Origin of the sequence: Pantoea sp. GM01, assembly GCF_000282675.1 — a bacterium.
Taxonomy (GTDB): Bacteria; Pseudomonadota; Gammaproteobacteria; order Enterobacterales; family Enterobacteriaceae; genus Pantoea; species Pantoea nemavictus.
Genome location: NZ_AKIU01000035.1, coordinates 216,177 through 236,745, shown reverse-complemented (window position 1 = coordinate 236,745; position 20,569 = coordinate 216,177). Strand labels below are relative to the sequence as shown.

The 20,569-nt window shown below is 53.6% G+C and carries 17 protein-coding genes and 1 riboswitch; of the genes, 11 read left to right on the top strand and 6 right to left on the bottom strand.

Annotation, left to right across the window (positions count from 1 at the left end; all coding sequences use genetic code 11):
* Positions 1-61: 61 nt before the first annotated feature.
* The 3 genes from fbaB to thiM form a co-directional block, all read right to left on the bottom strand.
* Complete coding sequence (gene fbaB, locus PMI17_RS11270) at positions 62-1,114, bottom strand: class I fructose-bisphosphate aldolase (protein WP_007889531.1); 1,053 nt, start codon at positions 1,112-1,114, stop codon at positions 62-64.
* 147 nt (positions 1,115-1,261) lie between these two features.
* Entirely contained in the window at positions 1,262-2,062 is an 801-nt protein-coding gene (thiD, locus tag PMI17_RS11265; protein ID WP_007889529.1) for a bifunctional hydroxymethylpyrimidine kinase/phosphomethylpyrimidine kinase, read from the bottom strand.
* Entirely contained in the window at positions 2,059-2,844 is a 786-nt protein-coding gene (gene thiM / locus PMI17_RS11260) for a hydroxyethylthiazole kinase (protein WP_007889528.1), read from the bottom strand. The genes thiD and thiM overlap by 4 nt, the downstream gene beginning before the upstream one ends.
* Before the next feature lie 33 nt (positions 2,845-2,877).
* A riboswitch (TPP riboswitch) is annotated at positions 2,878-2,973 on the bottom strand.
* A 264-nt stretch (positions 2,974-3,237) separates the two neighbouring features.
* Here thiM and PMI17_RS11255 point away from each other — a divergent pair.
* From PMI17_RS11255 to PMI17_RS11230, 6 genes are all read left to right on the top strand, one after another.
* The gene (locus PMI17_RS11255; protein ID WP_007889526.1) at positions 3,238-4,635 is read left to right on the top strand and encodes an OprD family outer membrane porin; all 1,398 of its coding nucleotides are present in this window, start codon (positions 3,238-3,240) and stop codon (positions 4,633-4,635) included.
* A gap of 51 nt (positions 4,636-4,686) precedes the next feature.
* Entirely contained in the window at positions 4,687-7,350 is a 2,664-nt protein-coding gene (locus PMI17_RS11250) for a beta-N-acetylhexosaminidase (RefSeq protein WP_007889523.1), read from the top strand.
* 49 nt (positions 7,351-7,399) lie between these two features.
* Entirely contained in the window at positions 7,400-8,524 is a 1,125-nt protein-coding gene (locus tag PMI17_RS11245; protein ID WP_007889522.1) for an MFS transporter, read from the top strand.
* Between the two features lie 56 nt (positions 8,525-8,580).
* Complete coding sequence (gene galE, locus PMI17_RS11240; protein ID WP_007889518.1) at positions 8,581-9,615, top strand: UDP-glucose 4-epimerase GalE; 1,035 nt, start codon at positions 8,581-8,583, stop codon at positions 9,613-9,615.
* Positions 9,612-11,486 carry a GNAT family N-acetyltransferase gene (locus PMI17_RS11235; RefSeq protein ID WP_007889516.1) on the top strand — a complete coding sequence of 625 codons (1,875 nt, stop codon included), beginning with the start codon at positions 9,612-9,614 and terminating at the stop codon, positions 11,484-11,486. The genes galE and PMI17_RS11235 overlap by 4 nt, the downstream gene beginning before the upstream one ends.
* A 195-nt stretch (positions 11,487-11,681) precedes the next feature.
* Positions 11,682-11,885 (top strand): hypothetical protein, encoded by a 204-nt coding sequence (locus PMI17_RS11230; RefSeq protein ID WP_036620912.1) that lies wholly within the window; start codon positions 11,682-11,684, stop codon positions 11,883-11,885.
* A 69-nt stretch (positions 11,886-11,954) separates the two neighbouring features.
* Here PMI17_RS11230 and ahpF read toward each other — a convergent pair whose 3' ends face one another.
* Together ahpF and ahpC are read right to left on the bottom strand one after the other, a co-directional pair.
* Positions 11,955-13,523, bottom strand: a complete 1,569-nt coding sequence (gene ahpF / locus PMI17_RS11225) for an alkyl hydroperoxide reductase subunit F (protein ID WP_007889515.1) — start codon at positions 13,521-13,523, stop codon at positions 11,955-11,957.
* 67 nt (positions 13,524-13,590) lie between these two features.
* Positions 13,591-14,154 (bottom strand): alkyl hydroperoxide reductase subunit C, encoded by a 564-nt coding sequence (gene ahpC / locus PMI17_RS11220; RefSeq protein WP_007889514.1) that lies wholly within the window; start codon positions 14,152-14,154, stop codon positions 13,591-13,593.
* 326 nt (positions 14,155-14,480) lie between these two features.
* Between ahpC and PMI17_RS11215 the strand changes: the two genes are divergently transcribed.
* A complete protein-coding gene (locus PMI17_RS11215; RefSeq protein ID WP_007889513.1) occupies positions 14,481-14,933 on the top strand; it encodes a GNAT family N-acetyltransferase in 453 nt (150 codons plus the stop codon).
* Here the strand turns inward: PMI17_RS11215 and apbC are convergent.
* A complete protein-coding gene (gene apbC, locus PMI17_RS11210) occupies positions 14,930-16,042 on the bottom strand; it encodes an iron-sulfur cluster carrier protein ApbC (RefSeq protein WP_007889512.1) in 1,113 nt (370 codons plus the stop codon). The genes PMI17_RS11215 and apbC overlap by 4 nt on opposite strands.
* Before the next feature lie 161 nt (positions 16,043-16,203).
* On the opposite strand from apbC, the gene metG reads away from it, so the two are divergent.
* The 4 genes from metG to cdd all read left to right on the top strand — a co-directional run bounded on the left by metG (position 16,204) and on the right by cdd (position 20,482).
* Positions 16,204-18,237 carry a methionine--tRNA ligase gene (gene metG, locus PMI17_RS11205; protein WP_007889511.1) on the top strand — a complete coding sequence of 678 codons (2,034 nt, stop codon included), beginning with the start codon at positions 16,204-16,206 and terminating at the stop codon, positions 18,235-18,237.
* A 155-nt stretch (positions 18,238-18,392) separates the two neighbouring features.
* Positions 18,393-18,776 carry a CidA/LrgA family protein gene (locus PMI17_RS11200; protein WP_007889510.1) on the top strand — a complete coding sequence of 128 codons (384 nt, stop codon included), beginning with the start codon at positions 18,393-18,395 and terminating at the stop codon, positions 18,774-18,776.
* Entirely contained in the window at positions 18,769-19,461 is a 693-nt protein-coding gene (locus PMI17_RS11195) for a CidB/LrgB family autolysis modulator (protein WP_007889507.1), read from the top strand. The genes PMI17_RS11200 and PMI17_RS11195 overlap by 8 nt, the downstream gene beginning before the upstream one ends.
* 124 nt (positions 19,462-19,585) lie before the next feature.
* The gene (gene cdd, locus PMI17_RS11190) at positions 19,586-20,482 is read left to right on the top strand and encodes a cytidine deaminase (protein WP_007889505.1); all 897 of its coding nucleotides are present in this window, start codon (positions 19,586-19,588) and stop codon (positions 20,480-20,482) included.
* Positions 20,483-20,569 lie beyond the last annotated feature (87 nt).

Genomic DNA, 20,569 nt, shown 5'->3' with positions numbered 1-20,569 from the left:
ATGGCAGCGTCTTCCTCCTCCATTTATGGGGGAGGACCGAGGAGGGGGACAGCAAACACCATCAAGCTATGGTGACGTCTTTCGACAAATACACATCCTGCACCGCATTAATCAGCTGCACGCCCTCTTTCAGCGACTTCTTAAACGCTTTGCGCCCCAGAATCAGCCCCATGCCGCCCGCACGTTTATTGATCACTGCGGTTCGTACAGACTCCGCGATATCCGTCTCACCCGCCGAAGCACCGCCGGAGTTAATCAACCCTGCACGTCCCATATAGCAGTTCGCCAGCTGGTAACGCACCAAATCAATCGGGTTTTCGCTGGTCAGCTTGCTATAAACACGTTCATCGGTATGACCAAACTTCACCGCGTTGTAACCGCCGTTGTTCTCAGCCATCTTCTGCTTCACGATATCCGCACCAATCGTTGCCGCCAGATGATTGGCCTGGCCAGTTAAATCGGCACTGGCATGATAATCAACGCCCTCTTTTTTGAAGGCATCGTTACGCAGATAAGCCCACAGCACCGTCACCATACCCAGCTCGTGTGCGCGCTCAAACGCCGCAGAGATCTCTTCAATCTGACGACGCGATTGCTCAGAGCCAAAGTAGATGGTCGCGCCAACTGCTACTGCGCCCAGATTGAAGGCCTGTTCAACGCTGGCATACAGCGTCTGATCGTATTGGGTGGGATAGCTCAGGGTTTCGTTATGGTTTAATTTCACCATAAAGGGAATGCGGTGCGCATAACGCCGTGACACCGAGGCCAATACGCCGTAAGTCGATGCCACGCAGTTGCAGCCAGCTTCAATCGCCAACTCTACGATGTTTTTTGGATCGAAATACGCGGGATTAGCAGCAAAGGATGCGCCCGCCGAGTGCTCAACGCCCTGATCGACCGGTAAAATCGACAAATAGCCGGTGCCGGCTAAACGTCCGGTGTTGTATAGCGTTTGCATGTTGCGTAATACGGTGGGAGAACGATTGTTGTCGATCATTACGCGATCAACATAATCCGCGCCTGGTAAATAGAGGCTATCCGCTGGAATGGTCATGCAGCGATGTTGAAGAAGGCTGTCCGCCTCTTTGCCCAATAACTGTACGATGTCCGTCATGTTCGCTCCTGATAAATGGCTGGATTGGAACCGGCAAATGCCGATTCGCCCCCAACAGCCTGGACCGCAATACACCAGGCTGGCAAATTGCTGACTCCATTTTTCAGACGGATACGCAGTGGAAAAGCGGCAATCTGGCGTTACGCCCTACCACCATTGATGAAAATGGTGCACCGGCCCAATGCCTTTACCCACTTCCAGCGAATCGGCGTGCAGCAGCGCCTGCTGCAGCCAGGCTTTGGCTTCGGCCACCGTTGTCGCCCAATCATCATGACGCGGACGCAGCGCCGCTAGCGCCGCAGACAGCGAGCAACCGGTACCGTGTGTGTGCCGTGTATTCACGCGTGGCGCACTAAAGCGCTGCCGGCCATCGCGGGTGATCAGCCAATCCGGACTCTCGGCATCGCTGAGATGTCCGCCCTTCATCAGCACCGCTTCGCAGCCAAGATCGAGCAACGCATCACCCTGCTGCAACATGGTTTTTTCATCCTGCGCCATGGCACGTCCTAACAGCGCTGCGGCTTCAGGTAGGTTCGGGGTGATCAGCGACACTTGCGGCAGCAGCAGTTCGCGTACGCTAGCCACCGCATCCGGCGACAGCAACGCATCGCCGCTCTTCGCAATCATCACCGTATCCAGCACCACAAACGGCAGGCTGGCGCGTTTCAGCCTTGCGGCTACCACTTCTACAATCGCCATTTCTGACAGCATGCCGATCTTAGCCGCATCGATGCGCACGTCATCCAACACCGAATCAAGTTGGGCGCCGACGAAATCGGGTTCGATGCGATACACCGACTGCACACCGCAGGTGTTCTGCGCCACAAGCGCAGTAATAACGCTGGTGCCATAGGCGCCCAGCGCGGAGAAGGCTTTGAGGTCGGCCTGAATGCCTGCGCCACCGCTTGGATCGGTGCCGGCAATGGTCAAAGCATTGATGCGTTTCATACTGCTACCTCCAGCGTCCAGAGCGCATCAAGGAAAGCAGCGACAAAACTGCCCGGTCCTTCGACATTGCGCGCCGTCATTTCACCGGCCAGCGACATCACACGACAGGCGGCAGCGACATGCTGCAGGCGATCGCCAGGCAAGCAGCTAAAGGCCGCCACCACCGCCGACAGCGCGCAACCGGTACCGACCACCCGCGTCATCAGCGGGCTGCCGCCGGGGATCGCCAGCGTTTGTCTGCCATCGGTGACGTAATCGACTTCGCCGGTTACCGCAACCACAGTGTCATAATTCTGCGCCAGCTGTTGGGCCGCATTCAGCGCGGCATCAGCCTGATGCAGGCTATCTACGCCGCGTCCGCCCGTTGCCTGATTAGCCAGGGCGAGAATTTCTGAAGCGTTACCTCGAATCGTCGCCGGATGCAGACCAAGTAGCTGCTGACAAAATTCGGTGCGCAGCGATAAGGCGCCTACCGCGACCGGATCCAGCGTCCATGGCGTGCCCGCTTTTTGCGCTGCCTGCACCGCCGCTAACATCGCATCACGACGATCGCGCGTTAACGTACCGACGTTAATCAATAACGCATCGGCAAAGCCAGCGAATTGCGCCGCTTCTTGCGTATCAATCACCATCGCGGGTGAGGCATGCAGCGCCAGCAGCACGTTGGCAGTAAAGGTTTGCACCACGTCGTTGGTCATGCAGTGCACCAGCGGCGCTTGTTGACGTAGTAATTGTAAAGATTGCGCGAGTTGCGCGGAGGAAAGAGGGTCAGGCTGTTTCATAAAGCTCCCAACCGGCGATCAAGAAGGCGAATGCGGTCAGGCATCTGACTTCCCTACGCTGGCATTATCCAGATCAGGTCAGCGGGTGTATCTCAGCCCTGTATTAGAGGGGCACCCCGAGTCAAAACAACGCTTCGAGCATAGGGAAGTCAGTAGGTGAAAGCAAGCAAACGCCTTTATTCCTGAATCCCGCTCGCAAAGTGACAAACTGCACCTTCGTGTAACGTGTTGATTGAAGCCCTTAAAACGGGCTCTTTTTGCGCGCCACGTCATACTTTGTAATAAATTACATTGATAATTCGCGTCGCGAAAAATAGCATCCTCGCAACTCGTTTCATGATGAAACAGTACGGAAATATTTATTATTAATGGAAGCATCAAGGAGGATTTGCTATGCGCAGGATTTTACGCGCGCCGCTCGCTGCGGCAGTGATTACGGCTCTGTTTGCCGGTGTTTTTGTTCCCACTTCCCCCACTCAAGCCAGCGGTTTCATTGACGATTCATCTCTCACTGGAAACATCTTCTACTGGCAACGCCAGCGCGATCGTAAAGAGATGGACGCGCAAAAAGGTAATTACGGTCAATATGATGCCAACCTGCATCACGCTTCTGCCAACGCCAATCTCGATTTCTCATCCGGTTATGCGGGTGATGTGATTGGACTCGATCTGGCGGCTTTTGGTGCGCTGGAACTGAGTCATGGCGGGCCCGCTGCACCGAACGAAATTGGCTTTAGCAACGCCCACACGCGCTGGGATGAGGACTGGAGCGGAGATAAGAGTGGCTTAAGTCTTTATAAGGCCGCGCTCAAAGCGAAATGGCAGGAAAACTGGCTACGCGCAGGTTATCTGCAACCCAGCGGACAGACCTTACTGGCACCACACTGGAGCTTTCTGCCCGGAACCTATCGCGGCGTTGAAGCCGGCACCACCTTTGATTTTAGCGATGCGGGCGCCCTTTCCCTCGCATGGATGTGGACCGACGAGTACAAAGCGCCGTGGTATCGCGACATGTATAACTTCCGCAAAGCCGATGGCGTGACGGAAATCCCCTGGCTGCAATCTTTCGGTGCCAAATATGATTTTAAAAACCATCTGGTACTGGAAGGCGCTTACGGTCAGGCGGCAGATTACATGGATCAGTATTTTGCCAAAGCGTCTTATCAGCTGCCGCTCGCCAATGGGCCGCTGCGCACCAGCTATCAGTTTTATGGCGCGAAGGACCGCGACAACAGCGGCGCGGGGGCTGTAAACGATGTTTATGATGGCCTCGCCTGGCTGCAGGCGCTGACTTTCGGCTACACGCTAGGCGCATTTGATTTCCGCCTCGAAGGCACCTGGGTAAAAGCCGAGGGCAACCAGGGATTCTTCCTGCAACGTATGACGCCTTCTTATGCCAGCTCCAATGGTCGCCTCGATGTATGGTGGGATTCCCGCTCCGACTGGAACGCCAACGGCGAGAAAGCGCTGTTTGCTGGCGTAATGGTAGATCTGGGGCACTGGCAATTGCCGGGCTGGCAGGTCGGCACTTCTTACGCGTACGGTTGGGATGCAAAACCGTCCACCAATCCGGTTTACGATCAAAGTCAGCGCCTGAAAGAGTCAGCGTGGAATCTCGATCTGGTTTACACCATCCAGCAAGGGCGCGCCAAAGACACCCAATTCAAACTGCACTACACCCGCTACGACAATCACAGCAATCTCCCCAGCTATAGCGGTGGTTACGGCAACATCTTCCAGGATGAGAAAGACATCAAATTTATGGTTATTGCGCCATTTACCCTGTTTTGACCCCTACCTGGCAGGAGCCAGAGACATTCATTCGAGGAGAAGGATATCAATATGAAAAAACTAAAAATGAGTTTGCTGGCGTTGGCCGTGACCAGCGTTGCGGCCTGCAGCTCGTCCCCACACAGTAATCAACAGATTGTTGACCAGATCAGCCAGTTCGGCGTGCAATATCAGGTAACTGATAATCAGGCGGCCGATCACGGCATCAATTGCGCGAAGCTCGGTGCCGATTGGGCATCCTGTAATACCGCGACCATCACCCTTACGAATAACGGCCCGGCGCTCACCAGTAAAAACTGGGCGATCTACATGAGCAACGTGCACGAAACGCTGCGGGTTGATAACGATCAATTCAAAATGACGCACATTGTTGGCGATCTGACCCGACTGGAGCCAACGGAGAAATTCAACGGAATTGCGGCCGGTGAGTCAATTGAGATCCCAATCGTCAATGAGTATTGGCAGCTGTTTATCACTGACGTCATGCCGCGTTGGTACGTCACCGCAGCTGATGCTACCCCGAAAATTATCTCCAGCACCGACACTGAGAATCTGAACGATTTCGTCAAACCGTTTGGCAACCAGTGGAAGCGCATCGCCGACGACAAAAACGTACTCATGCTGCCGCAGAGCCGCTTCGCGAAGAATGCTGATGTACAGCAACTTCCCGCGAGCGCACTGCGCGGACAAATCACGCCAACACCGCGTACGGTGAAAGTTCATGCGGCCGATGTTGATCTAAGTCGTGGCGTTGCACTGCACTTAGAGGCCTTGTCGGGCAACCAAGCCGATGCGGTTAGACAGCGCTTTGATTTAATGAATATCAAACAGCAGTCGAGCGGCTATGCCGTCCATACGCGCGTGGCAACCAACCATTTTAATGATGCAGATGCCGTTTCCGGCGCCTATGAATTACGTATCACTCCGCGCGGCACGGATATCGTGGGTTATGACCAGGCGGGCGTGTATTACGGTTTAATGTCTTTACTGTCACTGGTTCCTGCCGAAGGTAAACCGATCATCGCTACGCTGGATGCGCAGGATGCACCACGCTTTGCCTATCGCGGCGCTTTCCTTGATGTGGCCCGTAATTTCCACAGCAAACAAGCGGTGTTGCGCATGCTCGATCAGATGGCCGCCTGGAAGATGAACAAATTCCACTTCCACCTGACCGATGACGAAGCCTGGCGCATTGAAATTCCAGGGTTACCGCAGCTGACCGATGTCGGTAGCAAGCGCTGCCACGATCTTACCGAGCAGCAATGCCTGCTGCCGCAGTTAGGCTCGGGGCCATTCAGTGATAACAACGGCAGCGGACACTTTAGCCGTGCGGATTATATTGAGATCGTCAAATACGCTCAGGCGCGCAACATCGAAGTCATTCCTGAGATCGATATGCCAGCGCATGCTCGCGCCGCCGTGATTTCAATGGAAGCACGCTACCAACAATTAATGAAAGCGGGTAAACCGCAACAGGCCAGCGAATATCGTTTAGTGGATCCAACCGACACCTCTAACACCCGCTCAGTGCAGCTTTACGATCGTACCAGCTACCTCAACCCTTGCCTCGACTCCTCAAAACGCTTTGTCGATAAAGTGATTAGTGAAGTACAGGCAATGCATCGCGAAGCCGGCCAGCCGTTGAGCACCTGGCATTTTGGCGGTGATGAAGCGAAAAATATCCGCCTGGGTGCGGGTTACAGCGACATAAAATCCCCGAAAGCGGGAACGGGCATTTTGGACCAAAGCAAAGAGGACAAGCCCTGGGCAAAATCTCAGGTCTGCCAGGCGGTGGTGAAATCCGGCAAGGTGGAAGATCTGGAACACTTACCCAGCCATTTTGCACTGGAAGTCAGCAAGATGGTTAAGGCACACGGCATTCCGGTCATGCAGGCCTGGCAGGATGGATTAAAAGATGCTGCCAATGCCCACGCCTTTGCAACTTCACGCGTACGGGTGAACTTCTGGGACACGCTTTACTGGGGTGGTTTCGACACCGCTAATGACTGGACGATGAAAGATTACGAAGTGGTGATCTCCAATCCGGATTACGTCTACATGGATTTCCCGTATGAAGTGAATCCGCAGGAGCGCGGCTACTACTGGGGGACGCGATTTAGCGATGAGCGCAAGATGTTTGGCTTCGCGCCAGATAATCTGCCGCAAAATGCTGAAACCTCTGTCGACCGCGATGGTAACACCTTCGATGCCACCTCAACGAAACCCTGGTCGGGCGCATATGGTATTTCAGTACATCTGTGGAGCGAAACAACGCGTACCGATCAGCAAATGGATTACATGGTGTTCCCACGTCTGCTGTCTGTTGCCGAACGCGGCTGGCATCGTGCTGACTGGGAGCTGGATTACCAGCAGGGACGTACTTTTAAAGGTGGCGAAACCCACTTCGTTAACCAACAACAACGTAATCAGGATTGGCAGCGTTTCGCCAATCTGTTAGGCCAGCGTGAGTTAGCCAAAATGGACAAAGCTGGCATCCACTATCGTTTACCGGTGCCCGGTGCACGAGTGGAAAATGGCGTTCTGACCATGAACATTGCCCTGCCGGGTCTGCCGCTGGAGTACAGTCTGGATAACGGTAACCGCTGGCAGCGTTATCAATCTCATGCCAAACCGGCGATCACCGCGGCCGATAAAGTTTGGGTGCGCAGTGTAAGCCCGGATGGTAAACGTTTCAGCCGCGCCGAACAGCTGTAAAAACAATGCTCCTGCGGGAATGCAGGCGCAATGACTGACAAGGATGTCGATGAAAAACTCATCTATTGCTTTTTATTTAGTTGCACTGGGCGCTGGCTTAAGCGGTGCCCTGTTCATTCCCACACTTAGTTTATTTCTCGCCACAGAACTCAAGGTGGCAACCTGGCAGATTGGTGCCTTCTACAGCGTCAATGCGCTGAGCAGTATTGTTATTAGTCTGCTGATTGCACGCTATTCCGATCGTCTGACGCAGCGTCGGCCACTGTTGCTATTTTGCTTACTCTCGCTGGCGCTTAATGCATTACTGTTTATCTTCTGCCGTAATTATTTATTATTAATTACGCTCGGTTCCTTACTGAGTGCTTGTGGTAGCGCAGCGGTACCACAGCTCTTTGCCTTAGCACGTCAATCCCGTAGTGATAATGGATTTAGCGCCATCCTGCGTGCGCAATTTTCATTGGCCTGGGTATTTGGTCCGCCGCTGGCATTCTGGATTATTCAGCTGGCCGGTTTTGCCAGGCTTTATGTAATCATGTCATTGCTGTTGTTGAGCGTAACTTTGCTGGCCCTCACCTTGCCGCCCGGCAAGCAGCCGGCCAACCCTGCAACTGTGACCCAGTTGCACCAACAACCGCTGGGCCACAATCTCACCTTTCTGATGCTCGCTACCTTACTGGTCTGGAGTTGCAGCTCACTGTATCTGATTGCTTTTCCATTGCATCTGGCACAACAAAGCACGCTTTCAAGCGACTGGACCGGCCTGATGTTTGGCGTCGCCGCGGCGCTGGAAATTCCGATCATGCTGCTCAGTGCGAGAATGCTTAAGCGCTGGAATAAGAAGTTGCAAATGCAGGCCGCCATGCTGTGCGGCATTATCTTTTATGCAGGGATATTCTTCAGCAATGGATTTATCCCGCTGGTATTACTGCAAATTTTCAATGCCATTTTTATCGCCATTATCGCCACCGTTGGATTATTTTGGTTTCAGGACTTACTGCAAAATCGTCAAGGTATGGCGGCTACGCTCTATACCAATTCGATGTCCATCGGCGTGTTGATTGCTGGCGTTTTACAGGGAACTCTCACCGCAGTATCGCCGCTGGCTATTTGGCCAGCGGCCTGCGTGCTGTTGGTGATGTCATTACTACTGATAACAAAGGTCGAAAATGTCTGAAATTGATTATTCGTCGTGCATCGCTGCGCGCATCAAAACACATGGAGTGTACATTAATGAATGTCTTAATTACCGGCGGCGCGGGCTATATTGGGTCGCACATTGCACTTAGCCTGCTGCAGAAAAATCATCATGTCATCGTGCTGGATAATTTGTGTAATAGCTCGCCACTCGCTTTGCAGCGCGTGGAAGCATTAAGCGGAAAAAAGCTTAACTTCCTTCAGGGTGATATCCGTCGCCGCTCTGATTTAAACCTGGTTTTCAGTAGCCAACCCATTGATGCAGTAATCCATATGGCCGGACTTAAATCGGTTAATGAATCACTGCAAAAGCCGGTGAAGTATTACCAAAATAATATCGCCGGAACATTAATGCTGTTAGAGATGATGAAACAGCATAGCGTTAAAAAGCTCATTTTCAGCTCTTCTGCCACCGTATATGGCATTCCGGTAAAAATTCCCTTATGTGAAGGCTGCGACACCGGTAACACCACCAATCCTTATGGTGCCTCCAAATATATGGTTGAGAAAATTATGGCTGAAGTCGCTGATGCGCAGCCCGAATTAGCCATTACCGCCCTACGTTATTTTAATCCGGCGGGCGCGCATCCCTCTGGCCAGATTGGCGAACATCCCGAAGGTATTCCCAATAACTTGCTGCCCTATCTGTTTCAGGTGGCCAATGGCCTGCGCAGCCATTTACCGGTATTTGGTGACGACTATGCCACGCCAGACGGTACCGGCGTGCGTGATTACATTCACGTGATGGATTTAGCTGAAGGGCATATTCAGGCGTTGAACCGGCTACAGCCGGGCTATCGTCACTACAACCTCGGTACCGGACAAGGCTACTCGGTACTGGAAATCGTACGTATGTTTGAGCAGGTCAGCGGTCGACAAGTACCTCTCGATATGCGCGCGCGCCGTCCCGGCGATGTCGCCATCTGTTTATCCGATCCCGGCCAGGCAAGAAAAGAGTTGGGCTGGCAGGCAACGCGCGACCTTGAAGCCATGCTGCGGGATGCATGGCGCTGGCATACGCAAAATCCTCAGGGTTACGTCACGCAGAATGCAGGGAGCGAAATCGCATGACCATGACCAGAGAACATTTTTTATATCACTATGAGCGCCAGCTGCGCGCGTTAAAACAGTGCTTTACCGCACCTGCCACTGTGGACTGGCTGGAAACGCTACACCATTTTAAGCAGTGGCGGCAGCAGCAGCAGCCGCATGAGATTGGCGTTTCCGATCTCTCTTCAATGTTTGCAGTGCCCACCAGTCGGCTGACTGGCAAAGAGTGTACGCTGCATCGCGTTTGGCTTGGCGGAGCCACACCCGCGAATGTGAATCTGACCATCGCGCAATGGCAGAACGCCATCGAAGCCAGCCATAGTCATTTTCAGCAAACGCTGTGGGTTTGGGATGAGCAGCAGCTAGCGGCGGAAGCACGCTTTGTGCTGCAGCAAGATAGCGATGAGCTGCAGCTAGGCATCCTGTTTCTGCCCGATGCTCTGATCAGGGTAAATAGCCTGAGTGCGTTAATGCGGAACTTTGATATGGCACTTAACAACGTCTTGCAGCAATTACACGACAAGCGCTATTACGCCACGTTATCCGATTTCTTCCGGCTGGCGATTTTGAATCAGTGCGGTGGCGTATATCTGGATGCCGATACCCTTCCCGCGCAGCCTGCAACGCTGTTTTTGTGTCATCCAGAGCTGCCCGATTTTCCAGCAGAAACGCAGCAACACGTCAACTGGATGAATTTGTTTACCGATGAAACCGGCATGATAATCAGCCATCAAAATAGTGCGGCTCTGTTGCAACTGCAGCAGCAGCTCAGTGCGGTTTATCGCGGCTGGCCACAACCCATACCGGAGAAAACACCCGCAACTGAACGCGCGATTTTCGAACCTTTCTATCAGTTATGGTGTGAGCAGCTGCAGGTGACGCAGCTTAGCCATCAGGATTTCAGCCGGTGTTACGCAGTCCTTGGCTTTGATGTGCCGCAACAACGCGTTTGTGGTATCAAAGGCATGCGTTTGCAGGAAGATATTCTGAGTGGCGAGCGACGCCCACTCAGCGTAGAGGAACAGCAACACTATCAGCATACGCTGGCACAACTCACGCTGCGCGATTGGCAACTCAGCCATCCTCTGCAGCTTGATGAGTTTGCGCCATTGTTTGCTGAACAGGATATTCTGCAAATTGCTTATGCACCGCAGTTGCGCGCCGAAATTCCTTACTATCACTATTACGGCGTACTTTCACAGGATGCGGCACTGGATAGAGTTAACGCACTATTTAGCGACTATTTAATTTGCCGTCGTGATAGGGAAATTAAAGCCGGTAATTTCTGGCAACCCGTGGGTGAATGTAAAAAATTACCGCTTTGCTTTAAACCTGGCGCTATTTCTGATGAGCGTGAACAGCGCACGATGGCGAAGCTGATTTTTAGCACCAGTTATCTTGAGTACTGTTCGGTTGATAACGTTTACTCTTCAGACATTATTAGCCTACAGCTGCGACAAAATATCCTTCCTTTCCTTGAACAGATTTCCATTATCACCGATGCGCAAGGAAAGATAATCGGTTTTATCAATGCTGCGTCGGTGCGGGAATACGACCACATCAACGTCGAGTATGGCTATCGCCAGGAGATACTGCCGCTCGATGAGGCTTACGATACGTTCGTGAATCAGCACAGTCGCCCGGAGGATTACTTTGTTTGTAGCGTGGCGCTATTACCAGAGCAGCAGGGAAAAGGCTATTTCAATCAAGTGTTATCGCGGATGACGCAACAGGCTAAACAGCAAAAATTGCGACGCATTACCTTATGCGTCTGGCAATCCAACCCGGCATCCATGATCTACCGCAAAAAAGGCTTCGAGGTTGTCGCCTCGATGAAACAGCAAGTTAAGCGATTCAATGACGAACTGCTGTTTATGGCACTGACGTTATAGCTGTTTTACATCAATTATTGTGGCGGGAAAATAATAACTTTCCCGCTCTCTAATTAACTCATCGATTAAGTTAGCGCTAAGTCAGTGCTAGCACCGTGCAGATTGATGCATATCAAAATATACATCGTTTAGAAACGGCTTAATGGCTCTCCGGATTTGAAGAGAAACTCCGCCCACTCCATTCCGGCAGCGATAATGAAATTAAAATTCTTCAGCTTTATTCCACATGCACATCGATGGCACAACATCCAGATATCCCGTAAAGGCGCAATTTCGCCAGCGGGTCGCCACTATTTTTCCACTCATGTAGCAGCACAATGCAAAAGCTGCGGTGAACGACTGCATAAAGTCTATTACCGCGATATCAGCGATGCTGAAGCCAAACGCTGGTTAGGCTAAGGCCATATAAAGATAAAAAAAAGCCCCACAACACAGGTTGCAGGGCAGTTGCGTGGCTATCGCAAAAACTTATTCAGCCGGTTTGGTACGAATCAGATAATCGAAGGCGCTGAGTGAGGCTTTTGCGCCTTCACCGCTGGCGATGATGATCTGCTTGTACGGCACCGTGGTGCAGTCGCCGGCAGCGAAAACGCCTTTCAGGCTGGTTTCGCACTTGGCATCAATGATGATTTCGCCCATTTTAGTGCGCTCAACCGCACCTTCCAGCCAGGTGGTATTCGGCAGCAAACCGATCTGCACGAAGATGCCGCTCAGCGCGATTTCGTGGCTGGTTTGGTTATTGCGGTCGATATAGGTCAGGCTGGTGACTTTGCTGCCGTCGCCTTTCACTTCGGTGGTCTGCGCGTTCAGAATCACATCAACGTTTTTCAGGCTGCGCAGCTTGTCCTGCAGCACTTTGTCGGCGCGCATTTCGCTGGCAAATTCTAGCAAGGTGACGTGCTCAACCAGACCGGCCAGATCGATAGCGGCTTCAACGCCTGAGTTACCACCGCCGATCACCGCAGTGCGTTTGCCTTTAAACAGCGGACCGTCGCAGTGCGGGCAGTAGGTGACGCCCTTGGTGCGATACTGCTCTTCGCCCGGTACGCCCATGTTGCGCCAGCGTGCACCGGTGGCAATGATGATGCTGCGTGATTTCAGCACCGCGCCGGAGGCGGTTTCAATCGCGTGCAGACCGCCCTCTTTCGCCGCAGGAATCAGCTTAATGGCGCTCTGGGTATCAATCACATCCACGTCATAATCATCAACGTGGGCACGCAGAGAACCGGCCAGCTTAGCGCCTTCAGTTTTCGGTACTGAGATGTAGTTTTCAATGTCGACGGTGTCCAGCACCTGGCCACCAAAGCGTTCGCCCATCAGGCCAGTGCGGATGCCTTTACGCGCCGAGTAGATTGCTGCTGCCGCGCCCGCCGGGCCGCTGCCAACGATCAGCACTTCATAGGCTTCACGTTTGTTCAGCTCTTCCGCCGCGCGTTTATCCGCGTTGGTATCCACTTTACCGACGATCTCCGCCAGGCTCAGACGGCCCTGACCAAACTCTTTGCCGTTGAGGAATACCGCTGGCACGCCCATCACGTTGCGTTCGGTGATTTCGTTCTGGAACATACCGCCGTCAATCGCGGTATGGCTGATGCGCGGATTGAGTACCGCCATCAGGTTCAGCGCCTGCACCACGTCAGGACAGTTGTGGCACGACAGTGAATAGTAGGTTTCGAAATGGAAGTCGCCTTCCAGCGCCACCACCTGATCCAGCAGGCTCTGCGCTTCTTTCGAAGGGTGTCCACCGGTTTGCAGCAAGGCTAAAACCAGTGAAGTGAATTCGTGGCCCATTGGCGAACCAGCAAAGCGCGGACCGCTATTGGCGCCTGGGTTGGTGATCAGGAATGAGGGCTTACGTACCGGACGATCGTTCTCTTCACGGAAGCTGACTTTATCTGACAAGCTCGCGATATCGGCCAGCAGAGTACGGATCTCTGCCGATTTAGCGCCATCATCCAATGTGGCAATCAACTCAACCGGTTTCGTTAGTTTCTCAAGGTAAGCCTTGAGTTGGGTTTTTAAATTGGTGTCGAGCATAGTGAGTTCCTGTCATGAAAATCGGGTGCCGTAGCACCCGATTGAGAAAGATCGAATGGCAGCTAACTTAGATTTTGCCAACCAGGTCCAATGATGGAGCCAGCGTTGCTTCGCCTTCTTTCCATTTAGCCGGGCAAACTTCGCCTGGGTGAGAAGCAACGTACTGGGCTGCTTTCACTTTACGGATCAGGTCAGATGCGTCACGGCCAATGCCTTCGGCAGTGATTTCGATCGCCTGGATGATGCCTTCCGGATCAACGATGAAGGTACCACGGTCTGCCAGGCCTTCGTCTTCACGCATGATTTCGAAGTTGCGGGTCAGCGCGCCAGTTGGGTCACCGATCATTGCGTATTTGATTTTCGCGATGGTGTCTGAAGAACCGTGCCAGGCTTTGTGGGTAAAGTGCGTGTCGGTAGAAACAGAGTAGATATCTACACCCAGTTTCTGGAATTCTTCGTGATGGTCTGCAACGTCACCCAGTTCGGTTGGGCATACGAAGGTGAAGTCAGCCGGGTAGAAGAAGAAAACACTCCATTTACCTTCAACGTCTTTCTCGGTGACTTCGATGAATTCGCCGTTTTTGAACGCTGCGTTTTTAAATGGTTTAATCTTGGTATTAATGATGGACATGGTGACCTCCGTTAAAAGATGTGATGCAAGTTACAGAATTTTCGGGCCAACTTCTAATATGCAGACGTTATCAATCAGATAACCAAAAGCTATCAAAGCGCCGACGCCAGATTTCATGCGGCTCGCGCGGGCATTCTACACAAAAAAGCCGTTGTTCTGACAGGCTTTATCTTTTCGGCGTGAAACTGCTACTTTAAGTAGCGTTGTTGCATGGATTTGTAGCGGCGCGATTTATCGCGCATCTTTTAGTCGGAACCAAACATCAACTGCGCGCAATAAATTGCGCCGCTACAGCATCTGCCTACCTCACTAAATGGAGCTCTCAGGTGCAAATACGTTTTTTTGACGAAGCCGATCGGCCTTTTCTGCGCACGCTGTATCTTGCCGCGCGTCGCCATAACTGGACGTGGCTGGCTGGCGATGATTGGCAGTTAGAAGATTTCGATGCGGTGATTTTGGGTGAAACCGTGCTGGTTGCCGAACTGGACGGGCATCGCGTGGGGTTTGCGGCGGTGCTGGATAACGACAACTTTCTGCATAGCCTGTATGTCGATCCGGCTGCGCAAGGGCAAGGCGTTGGCAGCGCGCTGCTGGAAAAGGTTCAAGCACGTTTCACCTCCACCGGCGCGTTGAAATGCTTGCAACAAAATCAGGCAGCGCTGGATTTTTACCTCAAACATGGTTGGCGACGTGAAGCGGTTGGCGAAGGCGAGCAGGGAAAATATGTGCTGATGCATTTTCCGCTGGCGACACGCGCCAGCGGAAAGGGACGACGTTAAACCGCGCGGAAAGCGATATCGCCCGGGATAATTTCACCCTGCCAGTAGAGCTGTGCCGCGACGCGGCCTGCCAACTGACGATAGAGCGCGGTAAAATCACTGTCTGGACGGCGCACCACGGTCGGTTCGCCATCATCCAGATCTTCACGCAGCGTCATGTGCAGCGGCAGCTGCGCCAACAAGCGGGTGTTATAATCTTCCACCAGCTTCTGCGCGCCGCCGGTGCCGAAAATCGGCTCGTGGTGGCCGCATTGGCTACAGATGTGCATGCTCATGTTCTCCACCACGCCCAATACCGGCACGCTGACTTTCTCGAACATCACCATGCCTTTACGTGCATCAATCAACGCAATGTCCTGCGGCGTCGTCACCACCAATGCGCCGGTCACCGGCACGTTCTGCGCCAGGGTGAGCTGGATATCGCCGGTGCCTGGCGGCATGTCGAGGATTAAATAATCCAGATCCGGCCACATGGTTTCGTTGAGCAGCTGCATCAGCGCTTTGCTGGCCATCGGGCCGCGCCACACCATGGCGTTGTCGTCAGTCACCAAATAACCAATCGAGTTGGTTGCCAGGCCGTGCGCCATGATCGGTGCCATGTGCGTGCCGTCCGGCGAAGTGGGCCGCTGATTTTCGGTGCCGAGCATGTTGGGAATCGACGGACCGTAAATATCCGCATCAAGAATGCCTACGCGCGCGCCTTCGGCGATCAGCGCCAGCGCCATATTGACTGCGGTGCTGGATTTACCCACGCCACCTTTGCCTGAACTGACGGCGATGATGTTTTTCACACCGGTCGCGCCCGGATGATTTTTCACCCGCTTCAGCGTGGCAATATCGTGGCGTAGCCGCCAGTCAATGGCGCTGGCTTCGGTCAGACGCAGCAGTTCGGCGCTGGTTTGCGCTTTCAACTCTTCAAAGGCGCTAGCCCAGGCGAACGGCATGATCAGCTCGATGTGCAGCTTGTCATCCAGCAGCGCCACGTGGCGCAAGGCTTTCAGCGTGGTCAGATTGTGTTGCAGCGTCGGATGTTCAAAGTCACTCAGCACGCCGATGACCAGGGCCCGCAGCGCTTCAGGTGAATGATGTTGCTGGGATTGTGAAGTCATCCCTACTCCTTGTTTTTTCATCACGCCAGATTGCGGCGGTGTCTGTTCAATAATATCAGATGGGCGCTAAAAGTGACGCGGATGTCCTGTCATGTTTACGTCAGAGGGTGCTTCGGTTAACATCAATCCCCGATTTTTTACTCACGGAACGCTACGCAATCATGACTCAAGTCGCTAAAAAAATTCTGGTAACGTGCGCACTGCCGTACGCAAACGGTTCTATCCATCTCGGTCACATGCTTGAACACATTCAGGCTGACATTTGGGTCCGTTACCAGCGAATGCGTGGCAACCAGGTTCACTTCATCTGTGCTGACGACGCCCACGGCACGCCAATCATGCTGAAAGCTCAGCAGTTGGGCGTGGCGCCAGAGCAGATGATTGCCGAGATGAAGCAAGAGCACGAAACCGATTTTGCCGGCTTCAACATCGGCTACGACAACTATCACTCGACGCACAGCGATGAGAACCGTCAGCTGTCCGAGCTGATTTACGGTCGTCTGAAAGAGAATGGCTTCATTAAGAACCGCACCATTTCGCAGCTATACGATCCTGAGAAAGGCATGTTCCTGCCGGACCGTTTCGTCAAAGGTACCTGCCCGAAATGTAAATCACCGGATCAGTATGGCGACAACTGCGAAGTGTGCAGCGCGACCTACAGCCCAACGGAGCTGATCGACCCGAAATCGGTGGTTTCTGGCGCCACGCCGGTGCTGCGTGACTCCGAGCACTTCTTCTTCGATCTGCCGTCCTTCAGCGCCATGCTGCAGGCGTGGACGCGCTCAGGTGCGCTGCAAGAGCAGGTTGCTAACAAGATGCAGGAGTGGTTTGAATCGGGTCTGCAACAGTGGGATATCTCCCGCGATGCGCCCTATTTCGGCTTTGAAATTCCTGGCGCGCCGGGCAAATACTTTTATGTCTGGCTGGATGCGCCAATTGGTTACATGGGTTCATTTAAAAACCTGTGCGACCAACGTGGCAATATCGATTTCGACGAGTTCTGGAAGAAAGATTCGACTACCGAGCTGTATCACTTTATCGGTAAAGATATCGTCTATTTCCACAGTCTGTTCTGGCCAGCGATGCTGGAAGGCAGCAACTTCCGCAAACCAACCAACCTGTTCGTGCACGGTTATGTAACGGTTAACGGCGCGAAGATGTCTAAGTCGCGCGGCACCTTTATTAAAGCCAGCACCTGGTTGCAGCATCTGGATGCCGACAGCCTGCGCTATTACTACGCGGCTAAGCTCTCGTCACGCATCGACGATATCGACCTGAATCTGGAAGATTTCGTGCAGCGTGTGAATGCGGATGTGGTGAACAAAGTGGTTAACCTGGCATCGCGTAACGCGGGCTTCCTGACCAAACGCTTTGGCGGCAAATTGTCTGGCGAACTGGCCGATCCGGCGCTGTATCAGACCTTTGTTGATGCCTCTGAGCGGATTGGCGAAGCCTGGGCCAGTCGCGAATTTAATCGCGCAATCCGTGAAATCATGGCGCTGGCCGATCTGGCTAACCGCTATGTTGATGAGCAAGCACCGTGGGTGGTGGCGAAGCAAGAAGGCCGTGATGCCGACCTGCAAGCAATTTGCTCAATGGGCATCAACCTGTTCCGCGTATTGATGACCTGGCTGAAGCCGGTGCTGCCATCGTTGAGCGAACGTACTGAAGCCTTCCTGCAGAGCGAGCTAAGCTGGGATGCAATTGCCCAGCCGCTGCTGGATCATGACGTGGCACCGTTTAAAGCGCTGTATGGCCGTATCGAGATGAGCAAAGTTGAAGCGCTGATTGAGGCCTCGAAAGAGGACGCGGCGGCGGCAAATAAGCCTGCAGCAACCGGGCCGCTGGCCGATGCGCCAATTGGTGACACCATCACCATTGATGATTTCGCCAAGGTCGATATGCGCGTGGCGCTGATTGAGAAAGCGGAGCTGGTGGAAGGTTCTGACAAGCTGCTGCGTCTGGAGCTGGATGTGGGCGGCGAGAAGCGTCAGATTTTCTCTGGCATTCGCGCGGCCTATCCGGATCCCTCCGTGCTGGTCGGCAAGATGACCATCATCGTCGCCAACCTCGCGCCGCGTAAGATGCGCTTCGGTGTTTCAGAAGGCATGGTGCTGTCTGCAGGCCCGGGCGGCAAAGATCTGTTTGTGCTGTCGGTCGATAGCGGCGCAGTGCCTGGAATGCCGGTGAAGTAAGCGAATAAGCCGCCTTAGGGCGGCTTTTTTGTGCCTGTTGAGTCCGCGCATTGTAGCGTCGCCATTTATGGCGACCTGGTTAGACAGTAATGTGATCGCTAGCACGCTAAGCAGTGAATGCGTATGATAAAGCGCTACGAAAACAGGAGCCTGCCATGCCCGCCGTTCTCTCTGCCTGCTGGCGCTATTTGCGCGCCTTCGTCATCATTTATGCGGCGCTGTACGCCGGAATGGGGATTTCTGCCCTGCTCCCGATAACCATTCCCGGCAGCATCATCGGCATGCTGCTGCTGTTCCTGCTGTTGGCGCTACAAATCCTGCCGGTTGACTGGGTGAAACCCGGCTGTCATTTGCTGATTCGCTATATGGCGCTGCTCTTTGTCCCCATCAGCGTGGGCGTGATGGGTTATACCGATATTCTCACCGCCCAGTTTGGCCCGATTGTGGTGTCCTGCATTGTCAGTACCTTCCTGGTGTTGCTGATTGTCGGTCTAAGCGCAGAACGGATGCAGCGCCCGCAGGAGAAAAACCATGATTGATGCCTGGTGGTCACTGCCGCTTACCGTTATCGCCTATCTGCTGGCACGCAAGCTGGCGGCGAAAATCAATATATCCATCGTCAATCCCTTATTGGTGGCGATGGCGATGGTCATTCCGCTTCTGCTGATCACTAACATGCCCTATTCACGCTATTTTGCTGGCAGCAGTCTGTTAAACCAGTTACTGCAACCGGCCGTCGTGGCGTTGGCGCTACCGCTGTATGAGCAGATGCATCAAATTCGCGCCCGCTGGAAAACCATTATCAGCGTCTGCTTCATTGGCAGTATTACCGCGATGGTCTCCGGTACCGCGATTGCGCTGTGGATGGGTGCCACGCCGGAAATCGCCGCCACCATCATGCCGAAATCAGTGACTACGCCGATTGCCATGGCGGTATCAGGATCGCTACACGGTATTCCGGCCATTAGTGCTATCTGCGTATTGATCGCTGGCGTGCTGGGCGCGGTGTTTGGCCATATGCTGCTTAACCTGCTGCAGGTTAAAAACAAATCCTCACGCGGCCTGGCGATTGGCAATGCTTCGCACGCGTTAGGCACCGCGCGCGCAGCGGAGATCGATTATCAGGAAGGCGCGTTCAGCTCATTGGCTCTGGTGATTTGCGGCATCATTACGTCGTTACTGGCACCGTTCCTTTTCCCGCTATTAATGCATTGGTGGGGCTAAAACTTGCGAGAGATCTCGCAAAGTTGAAACAACCCAATCAGCTTGCATTGTCAGAGCGACTTGGATCACATATAAAACGTCAGGCGGCGCATCGCCGTTCATGCGTAACTGAGGCCAACACATCATGCATTCACGATTCACTACTGCTTTTTCTGCCCTGCCCGCTGCGCTGCAAGCTGCGATTCAACCGCTGCTGGATGCGCCTGATTTTCATGGCGTATTGCGTCCGCAGGATATCGCGCAACTGAAACAGCTGACCGGTCTGGATGATGATGCGTTGGCGCTGGAACTGCTGCCGCTGGCGGCCAGTTGCGCCGTGGCAACCGTGTCACAATTTAATGTCGGCGCGATTTCGCGCGGCGTCAGCGGCCACTGGTACTTCGGCGCCAACATGGAGTTCCTGCACGCGCCGCTGCAGCAAACGGTGCACGCCGAGCAGAGTGCCATTACGCATGCCTGGCTGCGCGGTGAAGAGAAACTGGTGGCGATTACCGTCAACTACACGCCGTGCGGCCATTGCCGCCAGTTTATGAACGAGCTGAACAGCGGCACGGCGATTCGCATCAGCCTGCCGGGACGCGCCGTTAGCACGCTGGGCGACTATCTGCCGGATGCGTTCGGTCCCGCCGATTTGAACATTACTGAACGTCTGTTGACGCCGGTCAATCATGGTTTTGCTGTGCAGGGTGAGGCGCTGCAGCAGGCGGCGATTGAAGCCGCCAATCACAGTCACGCCCCTTATAGCCTGAGTTACAGCGGCGTAGCGTTGCTGAGCCACAGCGGCAAAACCTTTACCGGCCGCTATGCAGAAAACGCGGCTTTTAACCCAAGCTTGCCGCCGCTGCAGGCTGCGCTGATTCTGATGAACATGAGTAACGAAGCGCTCGATACCATTCAGCAAGCGGTACTGGCGGAATGTCAGGACAGCACGCTCAGCCAGTTGGATGCCACGCGTGCCACGCTGGCGGCGTTAGGATGTGAGGATTTCTTACTTACTTTAGTTTCGAAAACATCAGTTTAGTGATCCTTTTACCGCTTTTGTGACCTTCTGTTAACAAAAGCTGTACATCTGCAGGAATTTTCATAGGATCGGGCGCCAGAACCTCTT

Coding starts and splice junctions, on each gene's coding strand:
- fbaB (WP_007889531.1), bottom strand. CDS start 1,114: ATGACGGACATCGTACAGTTATTGGGCAAAGAGGCGGACAGCCTTCTT.
- thiD (WP_007889529.1), bottom strand. CDS start 2,062: ATGAAACGCATCAATGCTTTGACCATTGCCGGCACCGATCCAAGCGGT.
- thiM (WP_007889528.1), bottom strand. CDS start 2,844: ATGAAACAGCCTGACCCTCTTTCCTCCGCGCAACTCGCGCAATCTTTA.
- PMI17_RS11255 (WP_007889526.1), top strand. CDS start 3,238: ATGCGCAGGATTTTACGCGCGCCGCTCGCTGCGGCAGTGATTACGGCT.
- PMI17_RS11250 (WP_007889523.1), top strand. CDS start 4,687: ATGAAAAAACTAAAAATGAGTTTGCTGGCGTTGGCCGTGACCAGCGTT.
- PMI17_RS11245 (WP_007889522.1), top strand. CDS start 7,400: ATGAAAAACTCATCTATTGCTTTTTATTTAGTTGCACTGGGCGCTGGC.
- galE (WP_007889518.1), top strand. CDS start 8,581: ATGAATGTCTTAATTACCGGCGGCGCGGGCTATATTGGGTCGCACATT.
- PMI17_RS11235 (WP_007889516.1), top strand. CDS start 9,612: ATGACCATGACCAGAGAACATTTTTTATATCACTATGAGCGCCAGCTG.
- PMI17_RS11230 (WP_036620912.1), top strand. CDS start 11,682: ATGAAATTAAAATTCTTCAGCTTTATTCCACATGCACATCGATGGCAC.
- ahpF (WP_007889515.1), bottom strand. CDS start 13,523: ATGCTCGACACCAATTTAAAAACCCAACTCAAGGCTTACCTTGAGAAA.
- ahpC (WP_007889514.1), bottom strand. CDS start 14,154: ATGTCCATCATTAATACCAAGATTAAACCATTTAAAAACGCAGCGTTC.
- apbC (WP_007889512.1), bottom strand. CDS start 16,042: ATGACTTCACAATCCCAGCAACATCATTCACCTGAAGCGCTGCGGGCC.
- metG (WP_007889511.1), top strand. CDS start 16,204: ATGACTCAAGTCGCTAAAAAAATTCTGGTAACGTGCGCACTGCCGTAC.
- PMI17_RS11200 (WP_007889510.1), top strand. CDS start 18,393: ATGCCCGCCGTTCTCTCTGCCTGCTGGCGCTATTTGCGCGCCTTCGTC.
- PMI17_RS11195 (WP_007889507.1), top strand. CDS start 18,769: ATGATTGATGCCTGGTGGTCACTGCCGCTTACCGTTATCGCCTATCTG.
- cdd (WP_007889505.1), top strand. CDS start 19,586: ATGCATTCACGATTCACTACTGCTTTTTCTGCCCTGCCCGCTGCGCTG.